Raw genomic sequence first — 21,364 nt, 5'->3', positions numbered from 1 at the left:
TCCCGCCGGTTGACCCGCTATGCCAGCGAGTCTCAATGCGACGCGATATACGCCTTGACCGCCGGCAGTCCATCCTTGCCGTCAATCGTCTGCACGCCAGCCAGCCACTGGTTCAGCACCTGCGGGTTCGACTTGAGCCAGTCGAGCGCAGCCTTGTTCGCGTCCGTCTTGTTCATGATCGGCGCCATCACGTGATTCTCGATCGCCGTCGTGAACTGCAGATTGGACACGAGCTTCGCCGCATTCGGGCAACGCGCGGCGTAGTCAGGCGGTGTCGCCGTGAACACCTTCGCTTCGCCGTAGTTCGGCCCGAACACATCGTCGCCGCCGCTCAGATAATCGATCTTCATCTGCACGTTCATCGGATGAGGTTCCCAGCCAAGAAACACAATCCACTTCTTTTCTCGAATCGCACGATTGACCTCGACGAGCATCCCCGCTTCGCTCGACTCGACCAGCTTGAACTTGCCAAGGCCGAACTGGTTGCCGTCGATCATCTTCTTGATGAGCGCATTCCCATCGTTGCCGGGCTCGATGCCGTAGACTCGGCCGTCGAGCTTGTCCACGTACTTCTGGATATCGGCGAAGGTCTTGAGACCGCCGTTGTACACATAGTCCGGCACGGCGAGCGTGTATTTGGCGCCGGTCAGGTTCGGCGTCGGCAGCACCTTGATCGTGCCCGCTTTCACGAACGGCGTGATGATCGGATCCATCGTCGGCGCCCAGTAGCCGAGGAACACGTCGATCTGCTTGCTCTTGATACCCGCGAAGGTAATCGGCACCGACGCGATGGTCTTCGTCGGGTTATAGCCGAGCCCCTGGAACACCGTTGAGGCGAGGCCCGTGGTGGCCGCGATATCGGTCCAGCCGACATCGGCAAAGCGCACGTTCCTGCACACTTCCGGATCGGCCGCATGCGCCATCGTGGTCGCAAGAGCCAGTACGCACGCAGTGGTCGTCAGCTTTCGTTTCATCTTTCTCTCTCCTCGGAGATTCATCGGTTCTGGTTGGGGTGACGTCTTTCAATGCTCGGGGCGTGGCCAAACTGCGCGCGATACGCCTTGCTGAAATGGCATGGCGAGTGAAAACCGCAGACGGTCGTTACGCGAGCGATCGACGCGTCGGTCGTGCGCAGCAGATCCCGCGCGCGACGCAATCGCAGCGACAGGTAGTAGTGGGTCGGCGAAACGTTCAGATACACCTTGAACATCCGCTGCAGATGCCGTTGCGAAAGCTGCACGAGGCGGGCCAGCTCGTCGAGCGACAATGGCTCTTCGATGTTCGCTTCCATCAGGCGCACCACTTCGATCAACTCGGCGCGCGAGAAGCCCACACGTGCATCGACGGGGATCGGCTGCGGATCGCTGGCGCTGCGGATGCGTTCGAGAATGAATTGCTCCGACACCTGGGCGGCAAGCTTTTCCCCAAGCCGGCTGCCAACCAGGTTCAGCATCAGATCGAGCGGCGCCGTCCCGCCCGTGCAGGTCAGGCGATCGCGGTCGATCACGAACAGTTCGTCCGCGAAAAGGACGCGCGGAAATTCCCTGTAGAGCGTCGACAGGTCTTCCCAATGCACGGTGCAACGATAGTCGTCGAGCAGACCCGCCGACATCAGCGCATACGCCCCCGTGCAGATGCCGCCGAGCGGTATGCCCCGACCGGCGACTTCGCCAAGCAGCGTCTTGATGTTGCTGTCCACGGCGCTGCGAATCTGCGTGCCGCCGCACACGATCAGCACATCGGGCGTGCCCGCTTCCTCCAGCGTACGTGTCGGCTTGACCGTGATGCCGTTGCTGGCGCGTACCGGCACGCCATCGGGCGTCAGGATCGACCATCGATAGTGCTGGGCCCGGCCGACGTAGTTCGCCATGCGCAGGACTTCGACCGCGCTCGTGAACGCGATCATCGAAAAACTCGGCAGGGTGAGAAATCCGAAATGCGCAAGGCTCGACAACGGCGATCCGGCGGCCGGCGATCCGGTCGTGGCTGAGCTCACGTCGCGCTCTCCAAAATGCACAGGGTATGTTCAGCCATCGCGAAAGCCCTGAGGCTTTCGCGAGGCATGCTGTTTTCCACGTGTTCAGCTTTGGGCGACTGGCTGCTCGCGGCGTACGCGCATCACGTTGCGCAGCCCGGCAAAGCGCGGTGCGTTGGCGGTTCCTGGCGAACGGCCGAAGCTTTCGGTGATGCGGTCGAGAATGATCGCCAGCAGCACGACCGAAAGACCGCTTTCGAAACCCAGCCCGATATCGAGACGCTGGATGCTGGCCAGCACATCGTTGCCGAGGCCGCCCGCGCCCACCATCGACGCGATGATCACCATCGACAGCGCCATCATGATGGTCTGGTTGACGCCTTGCATGATCGACGGCAATGCGTTCGGAAACTGCACCTTGTAGAGCAGTTGCCACGGCGTGCAGCCGAACGCCTGCCCTGCCTCGACGATTTCGCGGTTCACGTGCCGGATGCCGAGGCTCGTCAGACGCACGGCGGGCGGCATGGCGAAAATCACGGTCGACAGAATCCCCGGCACGCGGCCAAGGCCGAACAGCATCGCCGCGGGAATCAGGTAGACGAACGCGGGCATCGTCTGCATCAGGTCGAGAATCGGACGCACGATCATGGCCACGTTCTTGCTCTTGGCGGTCCAGATGCCGAGCGGGATGCCGAACAGCAGGCTGATCAACGTCGACGACAACGTGAGGCCCAGCGTCACAACTGTCTGGTCCCAGAAGCCGGTTGCATAGATCAGCAATAGCGACAACGTGGCAAAGATCGCGAACCGCCAGCCGACCCGCCAGAGACCGATGCCGATGAAGAACGCCATCAGCGCCCACATCGGGATCGCCTGGAGGCCGTGTTCGATCAGTGCGGCAAAACTCTCGATCGCCTTGCCGATCGAATCGAAGGTGCTTGCGTCGTGGTCGAGAAGATAGTGGACAGACTCATCGACCCAGCGGCCGAGCGGGATGATCTCAGACATGGGAACCTCGATTACGCGTAAGAACCTTCAGGACGCCCGCCCGATCGACGGAACCGCAATAGCGGGCTTCGTCGTCGACAACGGGCAGCGCGGTCGAATTTGCGCACACGCGCGACACGACATGGTCGAGCGACGCGCTGCGCGACAGCACCTCGACGTGATTGACCCGCGGCGATGCATGACCGATGGCATCGCGTGTGACGAAACCCTGAATGCGGCGTTCGCCATCGAGCACGAAGGCATACTCGGCGCTGCCGTTCAGCGACTCCGCCACGCTCGACGCATCGAGATCGCGCAGGAGCGGCACGTCATTGGTCCGCATCAGGTCGCCCGCCGTCAGATAACGGCTCGTGTCGACGCCTTCGAAGAACGCCTGGACGTAATCGTCGGCGGGGTTGCTGATGATGTCCTGCGGCGTGCCGATCTGCACCACGCGGCCGCCTTCCATGATCGCGATACGGTTGCCGATGCGTAGCGCTTCTTCGAGATCGTGCGACACGAACATGATCGTTCGTCGCTGGTTCTTCTGCAGTTCCAGCAGCACGTTCTGCATTTCCTTGCGCTTCAACGGATCGAGCGCGGAGAACGCCTCGTCCATGATCATCAGCGACGGGTTGACCGCAAGCGCCCGTGCGAGACCGACGCGCTGCTGCATGCCGCCCGACAGCTCCGACGGTAGTTTCTGCGCAAACTGCGCGAGCCCCACCTGTTCGAGCACCTGCAGCGCCCGCTTCTCGCGTTCCTTGCGGCTGACGCCGCCAACCTCCAGCCCGAACGCCGCATTCGACAGCACGGTGCGCTGTGGCATCAGTGCGAACGACTGGAACACCATGCTCATGTCGGTGCGGCGCAGCGCGGTCAGTTCCGAGCGTCGCACGGCGGCGATATCGCGGCCATCGACGAGCACCTTGCCTGCCGTCGGCTCGACCAGACGGTTGATCAGGCGAATCAGCGTCGATTTGCCCGAACCGGACAGGCCCATCAGCACGAAAATCTCGCCTTCCTGAACGTCGAACGACACGTTGTGAACGCCGACTATCTGGCCGGTTTTCGCAAAGATCTCGTCCTTGGTTGCGCCGCGAGCGAGCAAGTCGACCGCTGCCTTGGGATTGGCTCCGAAAACCTTACAGAGACCTTCGACCACGACTTTTGGGGAATTCATCGAATCCATCTCCTTCGTGGTGCAGGCGCCGGCCCGCACAATGTGCCTACATGGTTGCCAGAAAAAAGGTCGACTGGCCGACTAATTGCGACAGACGCTTGCGCAAATACGACACAGGCCGAAAAGCACGGTCGTCAACCTGCCGCCTGAAGCCTTGGCAGACAAGGATTTCGGACGATTCTGAGCTGCGCCGCACCATGATGGGCGATGTCGCGAGAAGGAAGATTCGCGTCCGGAATCGGATGCAGGTTGGCGGGATTTTGCAGGGTTTTCGGGATGTCCGGGGTGAACGCGTCGGGACGGAGAACCCGCGAGCGCAAAAAACCGGGGATGCGGGCTTGCGCGAACGCTAACCGTGCGGTGGAGCAGCCATGCGTGAGGCTCGGGCCGGTCGGCTCAGTCGCCCCGGCAGCGTCGCTTTCCTGGATGAACACGCAGCGGCGGCCTACTGAGGCTTTGCTCCGCCGCGCGTCACCGCCGCCGCAATAGCGGACACGAACACGGCACGCACCGAATCGCCCTCCTTCAGGTTGTCGAGCGGAATGTCCGGAGCGACGTCCAGGACCTCCGTGCGTGTCGGGCCACGGAGCGTCACCCGGCGATTCTGCCTGTCGATCTTCTGCACGGTCGCCAGCACCTCCACCATGTGCCCGGTTGCGACGACACCACCGGAAGCCGGTTGTACCGCTTCCGTATCGACGCGTGCCCGGATGCCGTTCGGCGCCACCTTGTCCACGTGGACGAGAACGGCCCTCTTGTAGGCGATGGTCAGCATATCGCCGACATGCAGCTTCTTCACGTCGGCGATGTCGGGATTCACATTGATGACGGCGATATTGCCGCGCGAACCCTGCAGGATGAGGCTGTTCGAATCGGGTTCGATACCGATGACGCGCGCCTGAACATGCAGCACAGCTTCGGCGCCGACTGCCGGCTGGCCGGCATTGGGCGCGGGCGTCTGAGCCATGCCCGACTGGAAGCCCAGCAGTGCGATGACCGATACGGTAGCCACGACAGTGGCGCGCAGGGATGGAACAACACGGGCATGGATCATCGAAGTGCTCCTCGAGGGACGGACATTCCGCGTAGGGTCCTGATGGACAGCGCCGTAGAACCGCCCTGCCGGGCAGCCCTGACGAACAGGATATCGCACACCGGTAAACGAACGGGCCCTACCACCGGCCGTTCGAACAGGCGACGCCCCCTGCCCGTGATGAAGAAAGCGCCTCGCGAGCGGTTTACTTCACGATATCAAGAAGTTCGACTTCGAACGTCAGGTCGCTATTCGGCGGAATCGCGCCCACGCCGCGCGAACCATATGCCGTCGCTGCCGGGCACGTCAGCTTCGCCTTGCCGCCCACCTTCATCGTCGCGACGCCTTGTGTCCAGCAGGGAATGACGCGTCCGAGCGGGAACGTCGCGGGGCCGCCATGCTTTGCCGAACTATCGAACTCCGTGCCGTCGGCAAGCGTGCCGCGATAATTCACCTTCACGACATTGTCAGCGGTCGGCTGCGCGCCCGTGCCCTGCGTCAGGTGTTCGACAACGACGCCGGAAGGGAGCTTTTCGACGGAACCCGCATTGGCAGGCGTAGCGGCGAATGCCATCGAAGTCAGCGTAGCGGCAGCAAGCATAAGAAAACCAGATTTCACACAGATCTCCTGATCGACAGTTCAATAACCGGCCCCCATTCTATCGGATAGGGGCGCCCAGGCGGTCACTATTGACGTGCTTGCGGGCCTCTACGCGAAACGCCTCTGAACTCCGGCCTCATATGAAAAGACGCCCCGAAGGGCGTCTGCGTCAATTCGTGAAATAACGGCGGTTTGCAGTCGCGCTATCTCTAGAAATTGAAATTATCGATGTTGCTCGCATCGAAAGTCGTCGGCGGTCCAAGAATGATTTCGCCCTTGGGACCGATCGTGCGCTTGCCCAGCTTGCCCGCCTCGAACGACTCGCCTTCCTTGCCCGAGATCGTCCCCGACGCAAGATTCGCCGCTGCATACGCCGCGAGGTAGCCGAGTTGACCCGGATCCCACAACTGGAACGCCGTCACGGTGCCGTTCTTGACGAACGCGCGCATCTGGTTCGGCGTGCCGAGGCCGGTGACCGCCACCTTGCCCTTGCTCGACGACGTCGAGATATAGCGCGCCGCAGCCGCAATCCCGACCGAGGTCGGTGCGACGATCGCCTTCAGGTTCGGGTACGCCTGCAACAGCCCTTGCGTTTCAACGAACGACTTCTGATCGTCATCATTTCCATACGCGATCTTGACGAGCTTCATCTTCGAATACTCGGGCTTTTTCAGCTCTTCCTGCATCCACTTGATCCAGGTATTCTGGTTCGTCGCGTTGGGCGTGGCGGAAAGAATCGCGAATTCGCCTTCGCCGCCCATCAGTTTCGACACCAGTTGGATCTGCCCGCGGCCGATGCTCTCCGCGTTGGCCTGATTGACGAACAGTTGCCGCCCTTCAGGCGCCGTGTCGGAATCGAACGTCACGACCTTGATACCCTGCGACATCGCCTTTTTCAAATACGGCACGAGCGCGTTCGCGTCGTTGGCGGCGATCACGATGGCGTCCTGGTGCTGCGTGGTCAGCGTGTTGATGTACTGCACCTGCGACGACGCGCCCGCGTCCGATGGCCCGACCACCTTGCCGACGCCGTTGAAGTCCTTGATCGCAGCCAGGCCGCCGTCGTCCGCGATCACTTCATAGGGGTTGTTGATCTGCTTGGGGACAAACGCGATTTTCAAGCCGCTCTTGAGGTCCGCCGCGCCCGCAGCGCAACTGAGACCGAGCAGGGCCGCGCACAGCGCTACCGCGCCGGCGCTACGTAGTGGTCTAAACATGAAATGTCTCCTGGCTGTGTTGTCGGACGTAGGCCGCCCGGGGTTGTTAATCGTTCGGATGTGGACTGCCACCTTCTCCCTGTCTTCAGGGCGTGGATTTCGCAATGAAGCGCCGGTCGCGCATGGCGCGCCAGCGCGCCACCAGATTCGGAATCAGCACCGACGCGAGCAGCAGCACGCCGGTGACGATGGTGAGCGTTTCGCTGGAGACGTCGTCGAGCGTGAGCGCATTCTTCAGCACGCCGACGATCAGCAGCGACAGCAACACGCCATACATCGAGCCGCGTCCGCCGAAGATGCTCACACCGCCGAACAGCACCGCAGCGATCACCGACAGTTCGAACCCTTCACCGTTATCGCCGCGCGCACTGGTGAAGCGCAGCGTGTACACGATGCCCGCCAGCGCGCTCAGCGTGCCGGACAGGATGAACAGACGCAGACGGATCCAGGCGACATCGATACCCGAAAACGCGGCAGCCGTCGGATTCGCGCCGATCGCATACAGGCTGCGGCCGAACGCCGTCGCCTGCAGCAGCACCGTGAACACCACGGCGCAGACAATGACGATCACAAACGGCAAGGGAATGAACGTGGACCACAACGAATCCATGCCGAACGCGGTATAGGCCGGCGGGAAATCCGCGACGGCCTGATCGCCCAGCAGCACATACGCGAGACCGCGAAACAGCGCCAGCGTACCGATCGTGACCGCCAGCGAAGGCAGATTCAGCTTCACGATCACGAGCCCGTTCAGCAGGCCGGCGAGCGCGCCGCCGACCAGCACCAGCACGATGACCACCGGCATCGGCAAGCCCATGTGCCACAGCACACCCATCAGGGCGCTCGACGCGCCCAGCACCGACGCCACCGACAGATCGATTTCCGCGGCCACGATGATGAGCGTCATAGGCAGTGCCATCAAGGCGATTTCGGTCAGATCGGCGAGCACGTTGCCCAGATTCGCCGAGGTCAGGAACACGGGCGACAGCACGCGGCCCAGCACAAGCGCGAGAACCAGCACGACGACAAGCAGCACTTCCCATTGCAGCGGCGTCTCGCGCCGCCGGGTCAACAAGCCGGAATCGGGTTTAGCCATGATCGCGTTTCCTCATCATGCGTTTAGCCACGGAGCGCGCGAGCAACGTGTCCGCAGCGATAGCCGCGACGATCAGCGCGCCCTGGATCGCCTGTTCCCAGAATGGCGAGACGTGCAGTACGACCAGCGCGATACTGATCACGCCCAGCACGAGTGCGCCCAGCGTCGCGCCGAGTATCGTGCCGACGCCACCGGTAATCGCCACGCTACCCACGACCGCTGCGGCCACGACCTGCAACTCGATGCCCTTCGCCGTGCTGGCGTCGACGGTGCCGAAACGCGCGAGCCACAGTGCGCCCGCAAATCCTGCAATCGCGCCCGAGATGAGGAACCCGGCCATCACCCTCCGTTCGACGTTCACGCCGGCGAGGCGCGCCGCCTCCGGGTTCGAACCAATCGCGTAGTGCTCGCGGCCACCGCGAAACTGCTTCAGGTAGATGGACAGACCGGCGAGCACCGCGGCTGCGATCAAGGCGAGCGAGGGGATGCCAAAAACGGTGCCCGTCGCAAGCCGTGAGAATGCCTCCGGCAGACTGGTCGCGTTGATCTGGCCGCCGTGGACCCACGCGTAGTCGGCGCCGCGGAAGATGTAGAGCGTCGAGAGCGTCGCGACCAGCGAAGGCACGCGGCCCACGGCCACCAGCAACGCGTTGATCCCGCCTGCGACAAGACCGATCGCGAGCCCCGCCGCCAGCGCGACGACCACCGGCATGTGTGGAAACACGACGTACAGGCTGCCGACCGCATAGGCACTCACGCCGACCGTCGACCCCACCGACAGATCGATGTGCCGCATCAGGATCACCACTGTCATCCCGGCTGTCAGCAAACCGACGATCGACACGTTCAGCAGCACATCCCGCAGATTCTGCAAATTGAGGAACTGCGGCTGCGCAAGCCCGGTGCCGACGATCAGCAGGATCAGCACGACGAACAGCGTCGTTTCGCGGCTCTTCGCAATGCCGGCCACGAGTCCGCCCGCGCCGGACGCGGATCGCTTCATACCGGGCTGCTCCAGCTTTGCCACGGGCGAGTGAGTGGTGGAGTGGCGCATCATGCCGCGTGCCCCAGTGTCACCGGGGACTGGCCCAGCGCCGCGCCCATGATCCGTTCCTCGTTGGCATCGGCGCGCGCGATGTCAGCCGTGATACGCCCTTCATGCATCACGAGCACGCGGTCGGCCATGCCGAGCACTTCAGGCAATTCGCTTGAAATCATCAACACGGCCATGCCGTCGCGCACCAGTTCCGCAAGCGCGCCGTAGACTTCCGCTTTGGCGCCGACGTCGATGCCACGGGTGGGCTCGTCGATGATGAGCACCTTTGGACTCGTGGCCAGCCATTTGCCTAACACCACCTTCTGCTGATTACCGCCCGACAACGTGCCGACCGGGGCGGACGGATCGCCTGCCTTGAGATGAAGCTTCGCGCCCCACTGCGTCGCGAGGTTGCGCTCGCTCTTCGTGGAGATCAAACCATGCCGGACCAGCCTGCCGAGCACGGTCATCGAGGCGTTGCGCGCGATGCTCAGTTCCAGCGCGAGGCCCTGTTGGCGGCGATCTTCCGGCACCAGCGCAAGCCCGGCCTGAACGGCGGCGGCGGGACGTCCCGGGCTTAAGCGCTTGCCTGCAATGTGAATCTCCCCAGCGTCCAGAGGATCGATACCAAAGATCGCCCGCGCCACTTCGCTGCGCCCCGCGCCGACGAGCCCCGCAAGCGCGACGATCTCCCCGGCGCGGACATCGAACGAGATGTCCTTGAACACGCCGATGCGCGTCAGTCCGCGCACCGAGAGACGCACTTCACCAGGCGTCACATCGGCCTTCGGATAGAAACTTTCCAGATCGCGTCCGACCATCTTTGCAACGATCGCCGGGGTGGTGAGATCAGCGGTCGGCGCGTCGAAAACCTTGGCGCCGTCGCGCATGATCGTCACATGCTGCGAGAGTGCGAAGACTTCGTCGAGACGGTGCGTGATGAACAGAATGGCGACGTCGCGCTCGCGCAGCCGGCGCACGATCGTGAAGAGCCGCTCGACCTCCGGCAACGAAAGCGCGGCGGTCGGCTCATCCATGATCAGCACGTTGGCATTCAATGACAGCGCCTTGGCGATTTCGATGACCTGCTGGTCGGCAATCGACAGTCCCCGCACCAGTTGCTCCGGACGCAGATCGACACCCAGCGACGCCAGAAGATCGCGCACTTCCCGATGCATCGCGTCGTACTGGATGCGGCCCACGCGGTCGACCGGCTGGCGGCCCATGAAGATGTTCTCGGCAATCGACAGATCGAAGAACAGCGTGGGTTCCTGATAGATCACCGCGATGCCGGCGTCACGCGCCTCGGCTGGCCTGATGAACTGCCGGGCGATGCCATCGATGTGCAGGTCGCCTGAGTCGGGGCGATGCACGCCCGCCAGTATCTTGACGAGCGTCGACTTGCCCGCGCCATTTTCGCCGAGCAGCGCGTGCACTTCGCCCGGCCACAGCACCAGTTCGCCGTCGGACAGCGCACGTACACGTCCGAACGATTTGCTCGCATGCCTGAGTTCGAGCCGCGGTAGGCGTGAAGTTTGATCCTGCACAGCGTTGTCTCCTTCCCTGCAGCGCGTTTGACGCCGCCTGAAATTATGATGCCGGGGCTAGATGCGGTAAAACCGTTCCGCGTTGCTTCTGAAAAGCGCCGTTTTCTCATCTGCACTGGCGCCTTCGACAATCGACGCATACGCATGCCACAGATCGGTGTACGACCCGAACAGTCGGTCGACCGGAAAGTTCGATGCAAACATCGCGCGTGCCGTGCCGAACGTATCGATCGTTTCGAGCACGTACGGGCGCAGGCTCTCCACCGTCCATCGATGGTCGAACATGGCAAGCCCGCTGATCTTCACCGCGACGTTGCCGCAGGCGGAGAGGCGCCGCATGCCGTCGCGCCAGGCGCGATATCCTTCGACGCTGCTGCGATCCACGAACATGCCCGCGTGATTGACGATGAACTGCGTATCCGGATGCGCATTCGCGAGCGCGACGGCTTCGTCCATTTGCGACGGATAAAGCTGCATGTCGAACGACAGCCCGTAACGCCGTAACAGCGAAAAGTTCTCGCACCACAACGGATCGCGCATCAGATGCCGGCCGACATAGTCATAAAGCGGGTCCGAGTGAACGTTCAGAATCTGCCGCACGCCGCGCAGATTCGCAAAGGCTGTATGCCCTTCCAGCACCTGCGCCGCATTCGGCGCGCACAGGTCCACCGCTGCCACGATAGCCTGCGGCATGCCACGCGACCCAGCCGAGTCCGCAACGGACTGCAACCAGCGCGTCTCCTCGACCGGATCCGCCGGATCGTGATTCGCCTCGACATGCACGACCTTGAGCACGTCGATATCCTGCGCATCGGCATGCAAATCCGCGACCAGATAGTCATGCTTCAGGTCTCGCGCATTGCCGACGAATGACACACCCGGCTTCGCCAGCCACGGATAGTGATGCGCCTTCAGGTCCCACAGATGAATGTGCGGGTCGACCACTTGCATGGGACACCCTCCGCCCGTTGAAGGTTTGATGATCATTCAGGGAAGATGAAATACCGGCACGAGCGGCTGCTGCAGCGGCGCGTGATCGGGCTGTGTCTGCATGATGTCGGCCATGTAGTCCCACCATTTGCGCATCACGTCGAGCGTCGGCAGTTGGTCCATCCGGTGATCGTCCGGCCGGCTCAACACCGCAAAAAGGTGGTGGGTTTCCTCGTCGAGAAAGATCCGGTAGTCGCGCACCCCCGCGTTGTGCAGCGCATCAACCAGCTCAGGCCAGATGTCCCGATGCCGGCGTTCGTATTCTTCTCGCATGCCGGGATTGAGCGCCATCCGGAAAGCCACTGTCTCCATTACGGCCTGTCTCCAGTTGTGTTCCGCGCTTTCTCGGGCGAAGCGTCTGGAACGACTATAATTCGGGCGTCGATAGCATCTCAATCCGAAGTTGGGATTGGGCGATCCAGAAACCGAATCGCACAGGGTCCATGAACCACAACGCCGCCACGGTCGCCCTCGTCAACCGGCTCAAGTTCAAGCATCTCGCGCTGCTCGTCGCACTCGACGACGCCCGCAATGTCCATCTGGCCGCCGACGCCATCAACGTCGCGCAGCCCAGTGCAAGCCGTATGCTTGGCGACATCGAAGAGGCTTTCGGCTTCCTGCTGTTCGAGCGCAATGCCCGTGGCATGCAGCCCACGCCGCTTGGCGTCGTGACCCTCGCCTATGCGCGGCGTGCGCTCGCCGAATTGACCCGCTTCGCCGAAGATCTCGACGTGAAACGTAAAGGCGGGCACGGTCAGTTGACGGTCGGCGCGATCATGGGCGCGGCGCCCGATCTGCTCGCGATGGCCGTGGCTGCGCTCAAAACCGGGCGGCCGCTCCTTAACGTGCGCATCCTCGGCGAAACCAGCGATCAGGTCGTCCAGTTGCTGCATCGCCGCGAAATCGACCTTGCACTCGGCCGCCTGACCAATCCGCTCCAGCACAACGACTTCAGCTTCGAACCGCTTGCCCGCGAGACCTTGCTGCTGGTTGTGCGAAGCGCGCACCCGCTTGCCGGCTGCACATCCATTATGCTGCGCGAGTTGATCGAGTGGCCGTGGGTCGCTCAACCGCTTTCCAGTCCAGCACGGGTGCTCTTCGAAGAGGAACTCGCCCGCGCGGGTCTTGCGACGCCGGTGAATCTGACCGAATGCGCATCCATCTTCGCCACGCTCCAACTGCTCGAAAACTACGACGCCGTTGCGATGTTGCCGGAATCCGTCGTGCGCGATCATGTGCGCGGCGGACTGCTTGTCGCGCTGCCGGTCGAGATCGGCAAAAGCCTGCCGGGTTTCGGCCTGCTGACACGCAAGGGCGAGCCGCTTGCCGAGCCGGCCGAACACTTCGTCAGCCTGCTGCGCGGTTTTTCGCATGCGCTCGTTCGCGACGACCCAGGTACGGCCGACGCACCCACCATCACGACGCAGCCCGCTCACTGAAGGTTGACGAAGAGGCCGCCGTCCACCAACAACGCCGCGCCCGTTACATAGCGCGCGCGGTCGGACGCGAGAAATACCACGCAATCCGCGACATCTTCGGGACGGCCCAGCCTGCCAAGCGGTATGCGCTTCTCGAAGTACGCTTTTTTTGCTTCATCGGCGAGATCTTCGGCATTCAGGTCGGTGGCGATCGTGCCCGGCATCACCGAATTGCAGCGGATGCCGTAAGGCCCAAGCGCAATCGCGCACGACTGCATCAGCGAATGCACGCCCGACTTCGTCGGTGTGTAATGCGTCTGCATGCCGCCGCCGACGAGCGCACTGATCGAGCTTGTCGCGATGATCGCGCCACCGGTGCCCTGCGCCTTCATCTGCCGCGCAACGGCCTGCGTCACGTAAAACGCACCGTTCAGGTTCACACCCACGGTCGTTTCGAGCACCGACGCCGGCATGTCGAGAAATGCATGGAACGGACAGATGCCCGCATTGCTTGCAAGCACGTCGACCTTGCCGAACGCACCGACCGTGCGACTCACGAGTTCTGTGGCCGTCTCAGGCTTTGCCACATTGCCTTCGACCGCGATCACGCGACGGCCAAGCGCCTCGATTTCCACGACCACCTCGGCAACCGCTGAACGACGGCCATATGAGGCATCGTTGTCGCCCCAGAAGTTGATCGCCACGTCGGCGCCTTCGGTTGCACATGCAACGGCAATGGCCCGGCCAATGCCGCGCGACCCGCCTGTGACGATGACTACCTTGTTCTCGAGCAGCACGTCTTATCCCCCAGGTTCTTCGCCCTATCACGCTCAAACTTCAGCTTCAGCACTCAGTGCGCGTAAGGCCGCGCGAGCGCGCATTCCGGATTGATCCGTACGCCGAAGCCCGGCGTGTCGGGCACCTTCATACGGCCGTTGACAGGCACCGGTTCGTCGAGCAGCAATGGCGTGAACATCGGCACGACCTGGTCCGCTTTCGGTGCCATCATCAGGAACTCCGCAAACGGCGAGTTGTGACGCGTGACCACGAAGTGATAGCTGTATACCGACGAACCGTGCGGCACGACCATCACATTGTGCGCGTCGGCAAGCGCCGAGATCCTGATCAGTTCGGTGATGCCGCCACACCAGCCGACGTCCGGCTGGATCAGGTCGCAGCACTGCATCTCGAGCAGCATGCGGAAACCCCAGCGTGTCGCCTCGTGCTCGCCCGTCGACACCATCATGCCGCGCGGCACGTTGCGGCGCAGTTCGGCGTAACCCCAGTAGTCGTCGGGCGGGAGGCACTCTTCGAGCCACTTCAGGCCATACTCATGCGCCGCCTGCGCAAGACGCGTCGCATACGGCACGTCGAGGCTCATCCAGCAATCGAACATCAGCCAGAAGTCGTCGCCGACTTTCGAGCGCATGTCGGCGAGCTTCTCGATGTTCTTCTTGAACCCTTCCCCGCCTTCGGCCGGCCCATGTTGCAACGGCATCTTGCCGCCGATAAAACCCATCTGCTTCGCAAGGTCCGGCCGCGCGCCGGTCGCATAGAACACGAGCTCATCGCGCACCGGACCGCCCAGCAACTGGTACACCGGTTCCTTGCGGATCTTTGCGAGCAGATCCCACAACGCGAGATCGACACCCGAGATCGTGTTCAGCACCACGCCCTTGCGGCCGTAATACAGCGTGGAGAAATACATCTGATCCCACATTTTCTCGATGTCCGTAACCCGTTGCCCCTCGAGAAAACGGGCAAGATGTTTTTCGACGATGAAGGCGCCGATCTCTCCGCCCGTTGTCACCGCAAAGCCGACGGTTCCGTCGCTCGCTTCGATTTCGACCACGAGCGTGCCCAGCACATTGATACCGAACGACTGACGGCTCTGACGATATTCCGGGTAGCGCGCCATGGGTGTCGCGATGTGATCGTCGATCCAGTGACCGCCTGGCTGATCGTGGTAATCGGCGCCGCCGCCGCGAACGATGAAGGCACGCACGTGCCGTATGGTGGGCATGGTCATGAGAACGGGCTCCGTTTTTCCGTTTGCGATTCGCGTCCGCTAGCGTTGCTGCATGGTTATCTGGCGCGATGCATCGGGTGGTGAAAGAGAGAGGTCGAAGGGGCGTCGTTGCGGCGAAACAGCGTGCCGATCAGCAGTGCCGCGAGGATGCTGGCGGCTCCGAGCACGGCAAGGCCCGCGGATGTTGCGGGAAACGCGTGATCGACGCTGGTTCTGAGCGTCGGCGCGACAAAGCCGCCGAGGCTGCCGAGCGAATTGATGAGCGCGATGCCCCCCGCCGCGGCGGCGCCCGTGAGATACCGCGTGGGCAAGGTCCAGAAAAGCGGCTGCGCGGCGATGAAGCCACTGGCTGCGAAGCACAGCGCAACCAGAGCCAGGGCGGGGCCGTGCAACATCCCGGACAGCGCAATGCCAAGCCCTGCGACGACCAGCAACAGGACGGCCCAGCGACGATGACCGCCAAAGCGGTCCGCGCGACGCGGCACCCACCAGGTCACGGCGACCGCGCACAACCAGGGCAAGGCCGTCACGAGACCCACGCGCAGACCCACTTTCGCGCCGAGCAATGCAGCAACCTGCTGCGGCAGATAGAAGATCACGCCATATACGCTGACCTGGATCAGCAGATAGATCAACGCAAGCGAAAGCACCCGGCGATCGAACAGCGCGGCCAGCACGCTGCGCGGGCCGTGTGCCGCGGCATCGCGCGCATCCGCGTCGATCGCGGCTGCCAGCACATCGCGTTGTGGGGCATCGAGCCAGCGTGCGTCGGCGGGCCGGTTGTCGAGATACCAGAAAGCCCAGACGCCCACGGCCGACGCGAGGCCGCCTTCGATCAGAAACAGCCATTGCCAGCCGGCGAGACCGAATGCGCCATGCAGTTCGAGCAACAGACCCGATAGCGGGCTACCGAAAATAAACGCCAGCGGCGCACCGAAGTAAAAGACGCCGAGTGCACGTGCGCGCGCCGCTTGCGGAAACCAGTATGTCAGGTAGTAGATGATGCCCGGGAAAAAGCCCGCTTCCGCGACACCCAGCAGAAAGCGCAGCGTATAGAACGCCGACGGCGTGTGCGCTACGGCCATGGCCGCGGAGACCATGCCCCACGTCACCATGATCCGGCACATCCAGAGCCGCGCACCGACCCGATGCAAGAGCAGGTTGCTGGGCACCTCGAACAGCGCGTAGCCGACGAAGAACACCCCTGCACCGAAGGCGAACGCGGCATCGGAAAGACCCGTGTCATGTTGCAGGGCCTTTTGCGCAAATCCGATATTCGCGCGATCGAGGAACGCCAGCACATACATCAGCAGCAGAAACGGCAGCAGGCGCCGCATGACCTTGCCGACAACGGCCTCTGTCGAGGCAGGCGACGTCGCATCCATGGTGTCTCCTGATACGCCCGGCGTCGTGACCGGGTCGGCTAGCTTGTCTGATGCAGGCACGAACGGATCTTTCAGGTGTTGCTGGTGTCAGGCATTCGCACGGCGAACTCAGTACGTCGCCCGGCCACCCGAGAGATCGAATACAGCGCCGGTGCTGAACGCGCAGTCTTCCGAAGAGAGCCAGAGGATGAGCGATGCCGCCTCTTCAGGCAGCAGGAAGCGGTTCATCGGGATCTTCGACAGCATGTAGTCGATGTGCTCCTGAGCCATCGAGTCGAAGATTTCGGTCTTCGCTGCGGCGGGAGTCACGGCGTTGACGAGGATGTTGCTGGTGGCCAGTTCCTTGCCGAGCGATTTGGTGAGGCCGATGAGACCGGCCTTTGACGCGCTGTAGTGCGACGCGTTGGGATTGCCTTCCTTGCCGGCCACCGAAGCAATATTGACGATGCGGCCGTAGCCCTGCTTCAGCATGACCGGAACGATGGCGCGGCTGGTGAGGTACGGGCCGATCAGGTTCACGTCGATGACGCGGCGCCAGACTTCCGGCTCCAGTTCCCAGGTTTTGCCGTTGCCGCCCGTGATGCCGGCGCAGTTGATCAGTACGTGGATGCCGCCGTGCCGTTGCACCGTTGTGGCGGTGGCGTCGGCCACAGAGGATTCGCTGGTCAGTTCGACCACGACCGACGATACCTTGCCGCGTTCGCTCAATTCCCGTTCGCTGCGGGCAAGGCGGTCTGCATCGACATCCCAGAGCGCGACCGAGCCCCCCGACTCCAGCGCCCGCTGTGCCACGGCGTAGCCGATGCCACGTGCGCCCCCGGTTATGACGACTACGCGGCCTTCGAGATCGATCCGGTTCATACCTGTCTCCTGTGTCGACCAGAGTTGGCGCTTTAGCGCCTACTCTGGTCCCATGCAACATGTATGTCGACCAGAGTTGGCGCTTTAGCGCCTACTCTGGTCCCATGCAAGATGGTTGTTGTACCTGGAGTTGGCGCTTTAGCGCCTACTCCGGTCCCATGCAAGATGGTTGTTGTACCTGGAGTTGGCGCTTTAGCGCCTACTCCGGTCCCATGCAAGATGGTTGTTGTACCTGGCTTGTGTGCCTGTCGGCTTGTGACGCCAATATACGGGGAGACCGATACCTCAACAATTCGAGTATTGGATGAAGCGATAACAAAAGCGGATTGGACGGCTGGGGCAGCTCGTGGCGGATGGTCCGTCACAGGGATGTTGGGCGTCTCGCCGCAGGCACGAGGACATCTGAGGCAGCCAGGCTACCGGAATAGCGTTTCCGGGTCGGCACGGTCTTCCACCGGTGTTTCGCTGAGCTCGCGAAACGTCGCAATAAGGCTCTGCCACGATGCGGACCACGTGGTTTCCCTCAAGCGGGCGCCTGTGGGGTCGGTGATTCGCAAGACACCAGTGTCGGGCAAGAATGTGAGCGTGACAGCGACGCCGTCAATTACACAGGTTGCGATGCAGGGTTTCGTCGCCAGCACGTTTGCCTCCATTGAGATTCGGCAGTCTGAGAGCCGCGCCAGAAGCGGGCTCTGAGCCTTTTACGCAATGAGTGTGCCTGTGCAGGCACCGCTCGCCCCTCTGGCCTCTTACACAAGCCTTCAGCGCGCTACTTTGGCAGGATCAGGTCAACGGCGGGCGGAAAGGATGTCGCAGTGTCGGGTTCTGGCTAACACCTGCATCAGCCTGCCAATGCGGAAAGCCAACACTTGCATTCCACCGGTGCTGGGAGGCGTGTGAACCACCGATCCATGGGTCCTGGCTCAAGCGCAGCCGGGCCGGTTTCCTGTCAGCTGTTGAGCCGGCGCCAGGCGCTCAAATGACGCACGAGCCCTTGCTTGTCCCCGCGCCTGTCCCGAAGCAAACCGAGGTTATGGTGCGCGTCCGCGTAGGAGGGATTGATCTCGAGACAGCGCGCATAGCTGCGCTCCGCGTCTTCCAGGCGGCCGACGCCTTCGAGGGCCACGGCCCGGTTAAAGTGCAGGACGGCGTCTTCCGGAAAAAGAGCCAGAGCCTGCTCGAAGATGCCGAGCGCATCCTCGCATCGCTGTTCGTCCTCGCAAAGGAGCGCGCCCAAATCCACATACGCAGCGTAAAACGGTTCCGGGGAGAGCTCGATGGCCTTTCGATACGCCTGCTCCGCGCCCCCGGCGTCCACATCGGCCAGTTGCTCAGCCAGTGCGTACCATTCCTCGGCATGAACTACAGCGTCCTTTTGCTCTGGCGATGTCTCCAGAAATACGACATCGCCCTTGATTTCAGCGATTTCGAAATCCAGAAAAAGCTGGCCGGTATTGGCGTCCCATTTCGAAGGCCCGGTTTTCACCGCAACCGTGTTACCCACAGCGGTGACTCGAATGCCTGAAAGAGGAAGCTCATCGGGCAGTTCAGCTTTCAGGCGGGCAAGTGCAGCAAGAATTTTGCGCGAGGATATCTTCGCGGACTGCAGTTGAAAGGCGGTGCGGAGCACGACGACGTCCCGGAAAGTAAATCGCAGCTCATTTCGTGGCCCCCGCGAAGGTGTCACGAATCCGGCTGCGATCAAACCGGACAACACTCGCCGGGAGACACCCAGCAGCGACTGGAGCTTGCGTAACGAGATGTCGTGTTGATTGCGTTTGCGTGTCACTTGCGAGCCCGAACCCTGGCTGGAATGGCGGGCGCCTTTTCGGCGCGTTGCGCCGGCTTCCTCGTCCGCGGTGGCGCGCTCGCAGCGATTTCGTCAGCCTCCTTGCTCTTGCGGACGCCTGTTTTCGCCTTGGCGCCTCCCTTTGCAAGGCTTGCCCGCAATGCCTCCATCAGATCGATGACCTGCCCACCGGAAGCCGGCTCTACCGGCTCGGCCGAGACAACCTGCTTGCCTTCGATCTTCCGGTCAATCGCGGCGAGTACCCGCTTTTTCTCCTCGTCCTCATAAGCGGTCGGGTCGTAGTTGTCTTCAGTGCCCTGTTCGATGATCCGCAGCGCGAGGCTCAGCTCCGCGTCGGATACCGGTACGTGCTCGATGTGCAGGTCCGCCAGAGACCTGACTTCGTCGGCATAGAAGAGCTGCTGGAAAATCAGCCCCTCGTCGGTCGGTCTGACAAGAACAATGTGGGTCTTTCCCTTGGAAGCCCATTTTGCAAGCGCACATCGATGGCTTTCGAGCAACGCCTGCTGCAGCAGGCTGTACGGTTTGCCGCCGCGCTTGTCCGGTGCGATGAAGTAGGCTTTGTCGTAGTAAATCGGGTCGACGGATTTTTCGGGAATGAAGGCCACTATCTCTACGACATGGCTCGCACCTTCTTCGAGCGCCTTTAGTTCGTCGGCAGTGAAAACGACGAATCTGTCCTTCTCGAACTCATAACCCTTGTTCATCGACGACCGTTCGACGACTTCCCCCGTCGACTCCGACACGTACTGCTGCTTTACGCGGGATCCGTCCGGCGCCATCAGGTTGAACCTGACGTCCGAAGCGCTTTCGGTGGCCGAATATAGCTTGACGGGGATGGAAACCAGACCGAAGGATAACGATAGCGATGCGATTGAGCGCGCAGGCATGTGCTTCTCCTCGCAAGCCAGCACCGTGCGCCGGCTCGGTATGGCCGGCTCCCCGATGCCTGCCGGATTTAGATGCGGCCCCTATTCATGGCCGAACGATGCCAAAAGCTTACCACCGCGAAAGTTCCAATTCCCGGCCGTCGCATGGGCGCCCCAGCGGTTCGATTGCCGTCTTGCGGGGCCGTTCGGTCAAGTTAACGAAACTGTAATCTTGGCGATGAAATCCGGCAAGCGCGGGCGCGCCTGGGTTGGTCGCCAATCGCTAACCTTCTTTCAACTTGCGAATGCGCGGGGAGATGGACTGTCGGTCTCAAGTTAATCACTCTCTCTAGAGCGTTCCGCAAAAGTGTTCATCAATATATAAACGTCTCTGACCTTATATTTCTTATATACGCAGTACGAATCAAATCATTGATTTCCTGAGTACATCATTCGGGCGCGGCCCCCTCCCGCGCAACCGATACCGCGACAGCACTGACAAAGACCGCGCGAACCGAATCACCGACCTTCAGGTTACCGAGCGAGATGTCCGGCGCAACATCGAAGACCTCCGTCTGGATCGGACCGCGCAGCGTGACCTGGCGATGCTTTCGGTCGACTACCAGCACTGTCGCCGATACTTCCACGCTGCGAGTGGATGTCACCACGCCTCCCGACGCTGGCTGCACGACTTCGGTTTCGACGCGCGCCCGGATTCCACTCGACGCCACCTTGTCCAGATGAATCAGAATGGCGCTCCTGTAGGCAATGTTCACTCTGTCACCGACCTCCAGCTTCGTTATGTCGGCGACATCCGGATTGACTTCGATCACGGCCATCTCGCCGCGAGGGTCACGCAAGGTCACACTGTTGTGCACGGGGTCTATCCCGGCGACACGGGCCTGAATATGCCGAAGCGCCATCGCGCCGATCGCCTGCCGTCCCGGAGGGGGACTGGCCTTCTGCTTCTGGGCAGCGACCGGTTGCAGCAACAGAAAACCGACCGAAACAGCCAGCGCAACCCGGGCCAGGCGGGATGCATCAGTCTTGTATCCACTCATCTGCGTTTCCCCCGGGAGTATGGGCCGCTACGAAAAGCCGGTCAGGACGAAACCATCGCGAACATGAACCGGAACATACCAAAAAGAACGCTCGCGCGTATGACCGCTGTTGCTCCCCCGCTCTGGACGCGGGGCAACCAGCCCTGCACGGTGCCTCGCAGACTCCAGCGGGCAATCCGGTGCCTCCCTCATTACCCGGCGGCGCCGCTCCGCGCGGCCATCCCGAAGTCCGGTGCGCCGCCATCCGGCGAATTACGCGGGCAATT

At 62.2% G+C, this 21,364-nt stretch carries 21 protein-coding genes and 1 pseudogene; 1 reads left to right on the top strand and 21 read right to left on the bottom strand.

What is annotated here, in order from left to right:
* Positions 1-32 precede the first annotated feature (32 nt).
* From B0G77_RS36810 to rhaM, 13 genes and pseudogenes are all read right to left on the bottom strand, one after another.
* Positions 33-974: a choline ABC transporter substrate-binding protein gene (locus B0G77_RS36810; RefSeq protein WP_133666658.1), complete on the bottom strand. Its 942-nt coding sequence runs from the start codon at positions 972-974 to the stop codon at positions 33-35.
* A gap of 20 nt (positions 975-994) precedes the next feature.
* Positions 995-1,996, bottom strand: a complete 1,002-nt coding sequence (locus tag B0G77_RS36805) for a GlxA family transcriptional regulator (RefSeq protein ID WP_133666657.1) — start codon at positions 1,994-1,996, stop codon at positions 995-997.
* A gap of 84 nt (positions 1,997-2,080) precedes the next feature.
* Positions 2,081-2,983 (bottom strand): choline ABC transporter permease subunit, encoded by a 903-nt coding sequence (gene choW, locus B0G77_RS36800; RefSeq protein WP_133666656.1) that lies wholly within the window; start codon positions 2,981-2,983, stop codon positions 2,081-2,083.
* A pseudogene (locus B0G77_RS36795) lies at positions 2,976-4,259 on the bottom strand (glycine betaine/L-proline ABC transporter ATP-binding protein); the annotation flags it as partial. The gene choW and the pseudogene B0G77_RS36795, both read right to left, overlap by 8 nt.
* A gap of 20 nt (positions 4,260-4,279) precedes the next feature.
* Positions 4,280-4,579 carry a hypothetical protein gene (locus tag B0G77_RS36790; protein ID WP_133666654.1) on the bottom strand — a complete coding sequence of 100 codons (300 nt, stop codon included), beginning with the start codon at positions 4,577-4,579 and terminating at the stop codon, positions 4,280-4,282.
* A gap of 11 nt (positions 4,580-4,590) precedes the next feature.
* Positions 4,591-5,199 carry a hypothetical protein gene (locus B0G77_RS36785; protein WP_133666653.1) on the bottom strand — a complete coding sequence of 203 codons (609 nt, stop codon included), beginning with the start codon at positions 5,197-5,199 and terminating at the stop codon, positions 4,591-4,593.
* Positions 5,200-5,383: 184 nt separating this feature from the next.
* Positions 5,384-5,797: an FKBP-type peptidyl-prolyl cis-trans isomerase gene (locus tag B0G77_RS36780; RefSeq protein WP_133666652.1), complete on the bottom strand. Its 414-nt coding sequence runs from the start codon at positions 5,795-5,797 to the stop codon at positions 5,384-5,386.
* 191 nt (positions 5,798-5,988) lie between these two features.
* The gene (gene rhaS, locus B0G77_RS36775; protein ID WP_133666651.1) at positions 5,989-6,996 is read right to left on the bottom strand and encodes a rhamnose ABC transporter substrate-binding protein; all 1,008 of its coding nucleotides are present in this window, start codon (positions 6,994-6,996) and stop codon (positions 5,989-5,991) included.
* An 85-nt stretch (positions 6,997-7,081) separates the two neighbouring features.
* Positions 7,082-8,092 (bottom strand): ABC transporter permease, encoded by a 1,011-nt coding sequence (locus B0G77_RS36770; protein ID WP_133666650.1) that lies wholly within the window; start codon positions 8,090-8,092, stop codon positions 7,082-7,084.
* Positions 8,085-9,149 carry an ABC transporter permease gene (locus tag B0G77_RS36765; protein WP_133666649.1) on the bottom strand — a complete coding sequence of 355 codons (1,065 nt, stop codon included), beginning with the start codon at positions 9,147-9,149 and terminating at the stop codon, positions 8,085-8,087. Before B0G77_RS36765 ends, B0G77_RS36770 begins: the two co-directional genes overlap by 8 nt.
* Complete coding sequence (locus B0G77_RS36760) at positions 9,146-10,675, bottom strand: sugar ABC transporter ATP-binding protein (protein ID WP_133666648.1); 1,530 nt, start codon at positions 10,673-10,675, stop codon at positions 9,146-9,148. Before B0G77_RS36760 ends, B0G77_RS36765 begins: the two co-directional genes overlap by 4 nt.
* 57 nt (positions 10,676-10,732) lie before the next feature.
* Positions 10,733-11,626: an amidohydrolase family protein gene (locus tag B0G77_RS36755; RefSeq protein ID WP_133666647.1), complete on the bottom strand. Its 894-nt coding sequence runs from the start codon at positions 11,624-11,626 to the stop codon at positions 10,733-10,735.
* Between the two features lie 36 nt (positions 11,627-11,662).
* A complete protein-coding gene (gene rhaM, locus B0G77_RS36750) occupies positions 11,663-11,977 on the bottom strand; it encodes an L-rhamnose mutarotase (protein WP_133666646.1) in 315 nt (104 codons plus the stop codon).
* A gap of 131 nt (positions 11,978-12,108) precedes the next feature.
* Here rhaM and B0G77_RS36745 point away from each other — a divergent pair, with 131 nt between their 5' ends.
* Complete coding sequence (locus tag B0G77_RS36745; RefSeq protein ID WP_133666645.1) at positions 12,109-13,104, top strand: LysR family transcriptional regulator; 996 nt, start codon at positions 12,109-12,111, stop codon at positions 13,102-13,104.
* Here B0G77_RS36745 and B0G77_RS36740 read toward each other — a convergent pair.
* The 8 genes from B0G77_RS36740 to B0G77_RS36705 form a co-directional block, all read right to left on the bottom strand.
* Positions 13,098-13,880, bottom strand: coding sequence for an SDR family NAD(P)-dependent oxidoreductase (locus B0G77_RS36740; RefSeq protein WP_133666644.1), 783 nt, complete (start codon positions 13,878-13,880; stop codon positions 13,098-13,100). The genes B0G77_RS36745 and B0G77_RS36740 overlap by 7 nt on opposite strands.
* Positions 13,881-13,933: 53 nt before the next feature.
* Complete coding sequence (gene rhmD / locus B0G77_RS36735) at positions 13,934-15,112, bottom strand: L-rhamnonate dehydratase (protein ID WP_133666643.1); 1,179 nt, start codon at positions 15,110-15,112, stop codon at positions 13,934-13,936.
* Between the two features lie 56 nt (positions 15,113-15,168).
* The gene (locus tag B0G77_RS36730; RefSeq protein WP_133666642.1) at positions 15,169-16,497 is read right to left on the bottom strand and encodes an MFS transporter; all 1,329 of its coding nucleotides are present in this window, start codon (positions 16,495-16,497) and stop codon (positions 15,169-15,171) included.
* 108 nt (positions 16,498-16,605) lie between these two features.
* Complete coding sequence (locus B0G77_RS36725; RefSeq protein ID WP_133666641.1) at positions 16,606-17,358, bottom strand: SDR family NAD(P)-dependent oxidoreductase; 753 nt, start codon at positions 17,356-17,358, stop codon at positions 16,606-16,608.
* Positions 17,359-17,774: 416 nt separating this feature from the next.
* Complete coding sequence (locus B0G77_RS44915; RefSeq protein ID WP_133666640.1) at positions 17,775-17,999, bottom strand: hypothetical protein; 225 nt, start codon at positions 17,997-17,999, stop codon at positions 17,775-17,777.
* A 308-nt stretch (positions 18,000-18,307) separates the two neighbouring features.
* Positions 18,308-19,147: a tetratricopeptide repeat protein gene (locus B0G77_RS36715; protein WP_133666639.1), complete on the bottom strand. Its 840-nt coding sequence runs from the start codon at positions 19,145-19,147 to the stop codon at positions 18,308-18,310.
* Entirely contained in the window at positions 19,144-20,058 is a 915-nt protein-coding gene (locus tag B0G77_RS36710) for a Ku protein (RefSeq protein WP_133666638.1), read from the bottom strand. Before B0G77_RS36710 ends, B0G77_RS36715 begins: the two co-directional genes overlap by 4 nt.
* Before the next feature lie 428 nt (positions 20,059-20,486).
* Positions 20,487-21,098 carry a hypothetical protein gene (locus tag B0G77_RS36705; RefSeq protein ID WP_133666637.1) on the bottom strand — a complete coding sequence of 204 codons (612 nt, stop codon included), beginning with the start codon at positions 21,096-21,098 and terminating at the stop codon, positions 20,487-20,489.
* Positions 21,099-21,364 lie beyond the last annotated feature (266 nt).

The organism is Paraburkholderia sp. BL10I2N1 (assembly GCF_004361815.1).
GTDB lineage: Bacteria > Pseudomonadota > Gammaproteobacteria > Burkholderiales > Burkholderiaceae > Paraburkholderia.
Note: the sequence above shows the minus strand (reverse complement) of the source record. Positions and strands in the feature narration are given on the sequence as shown.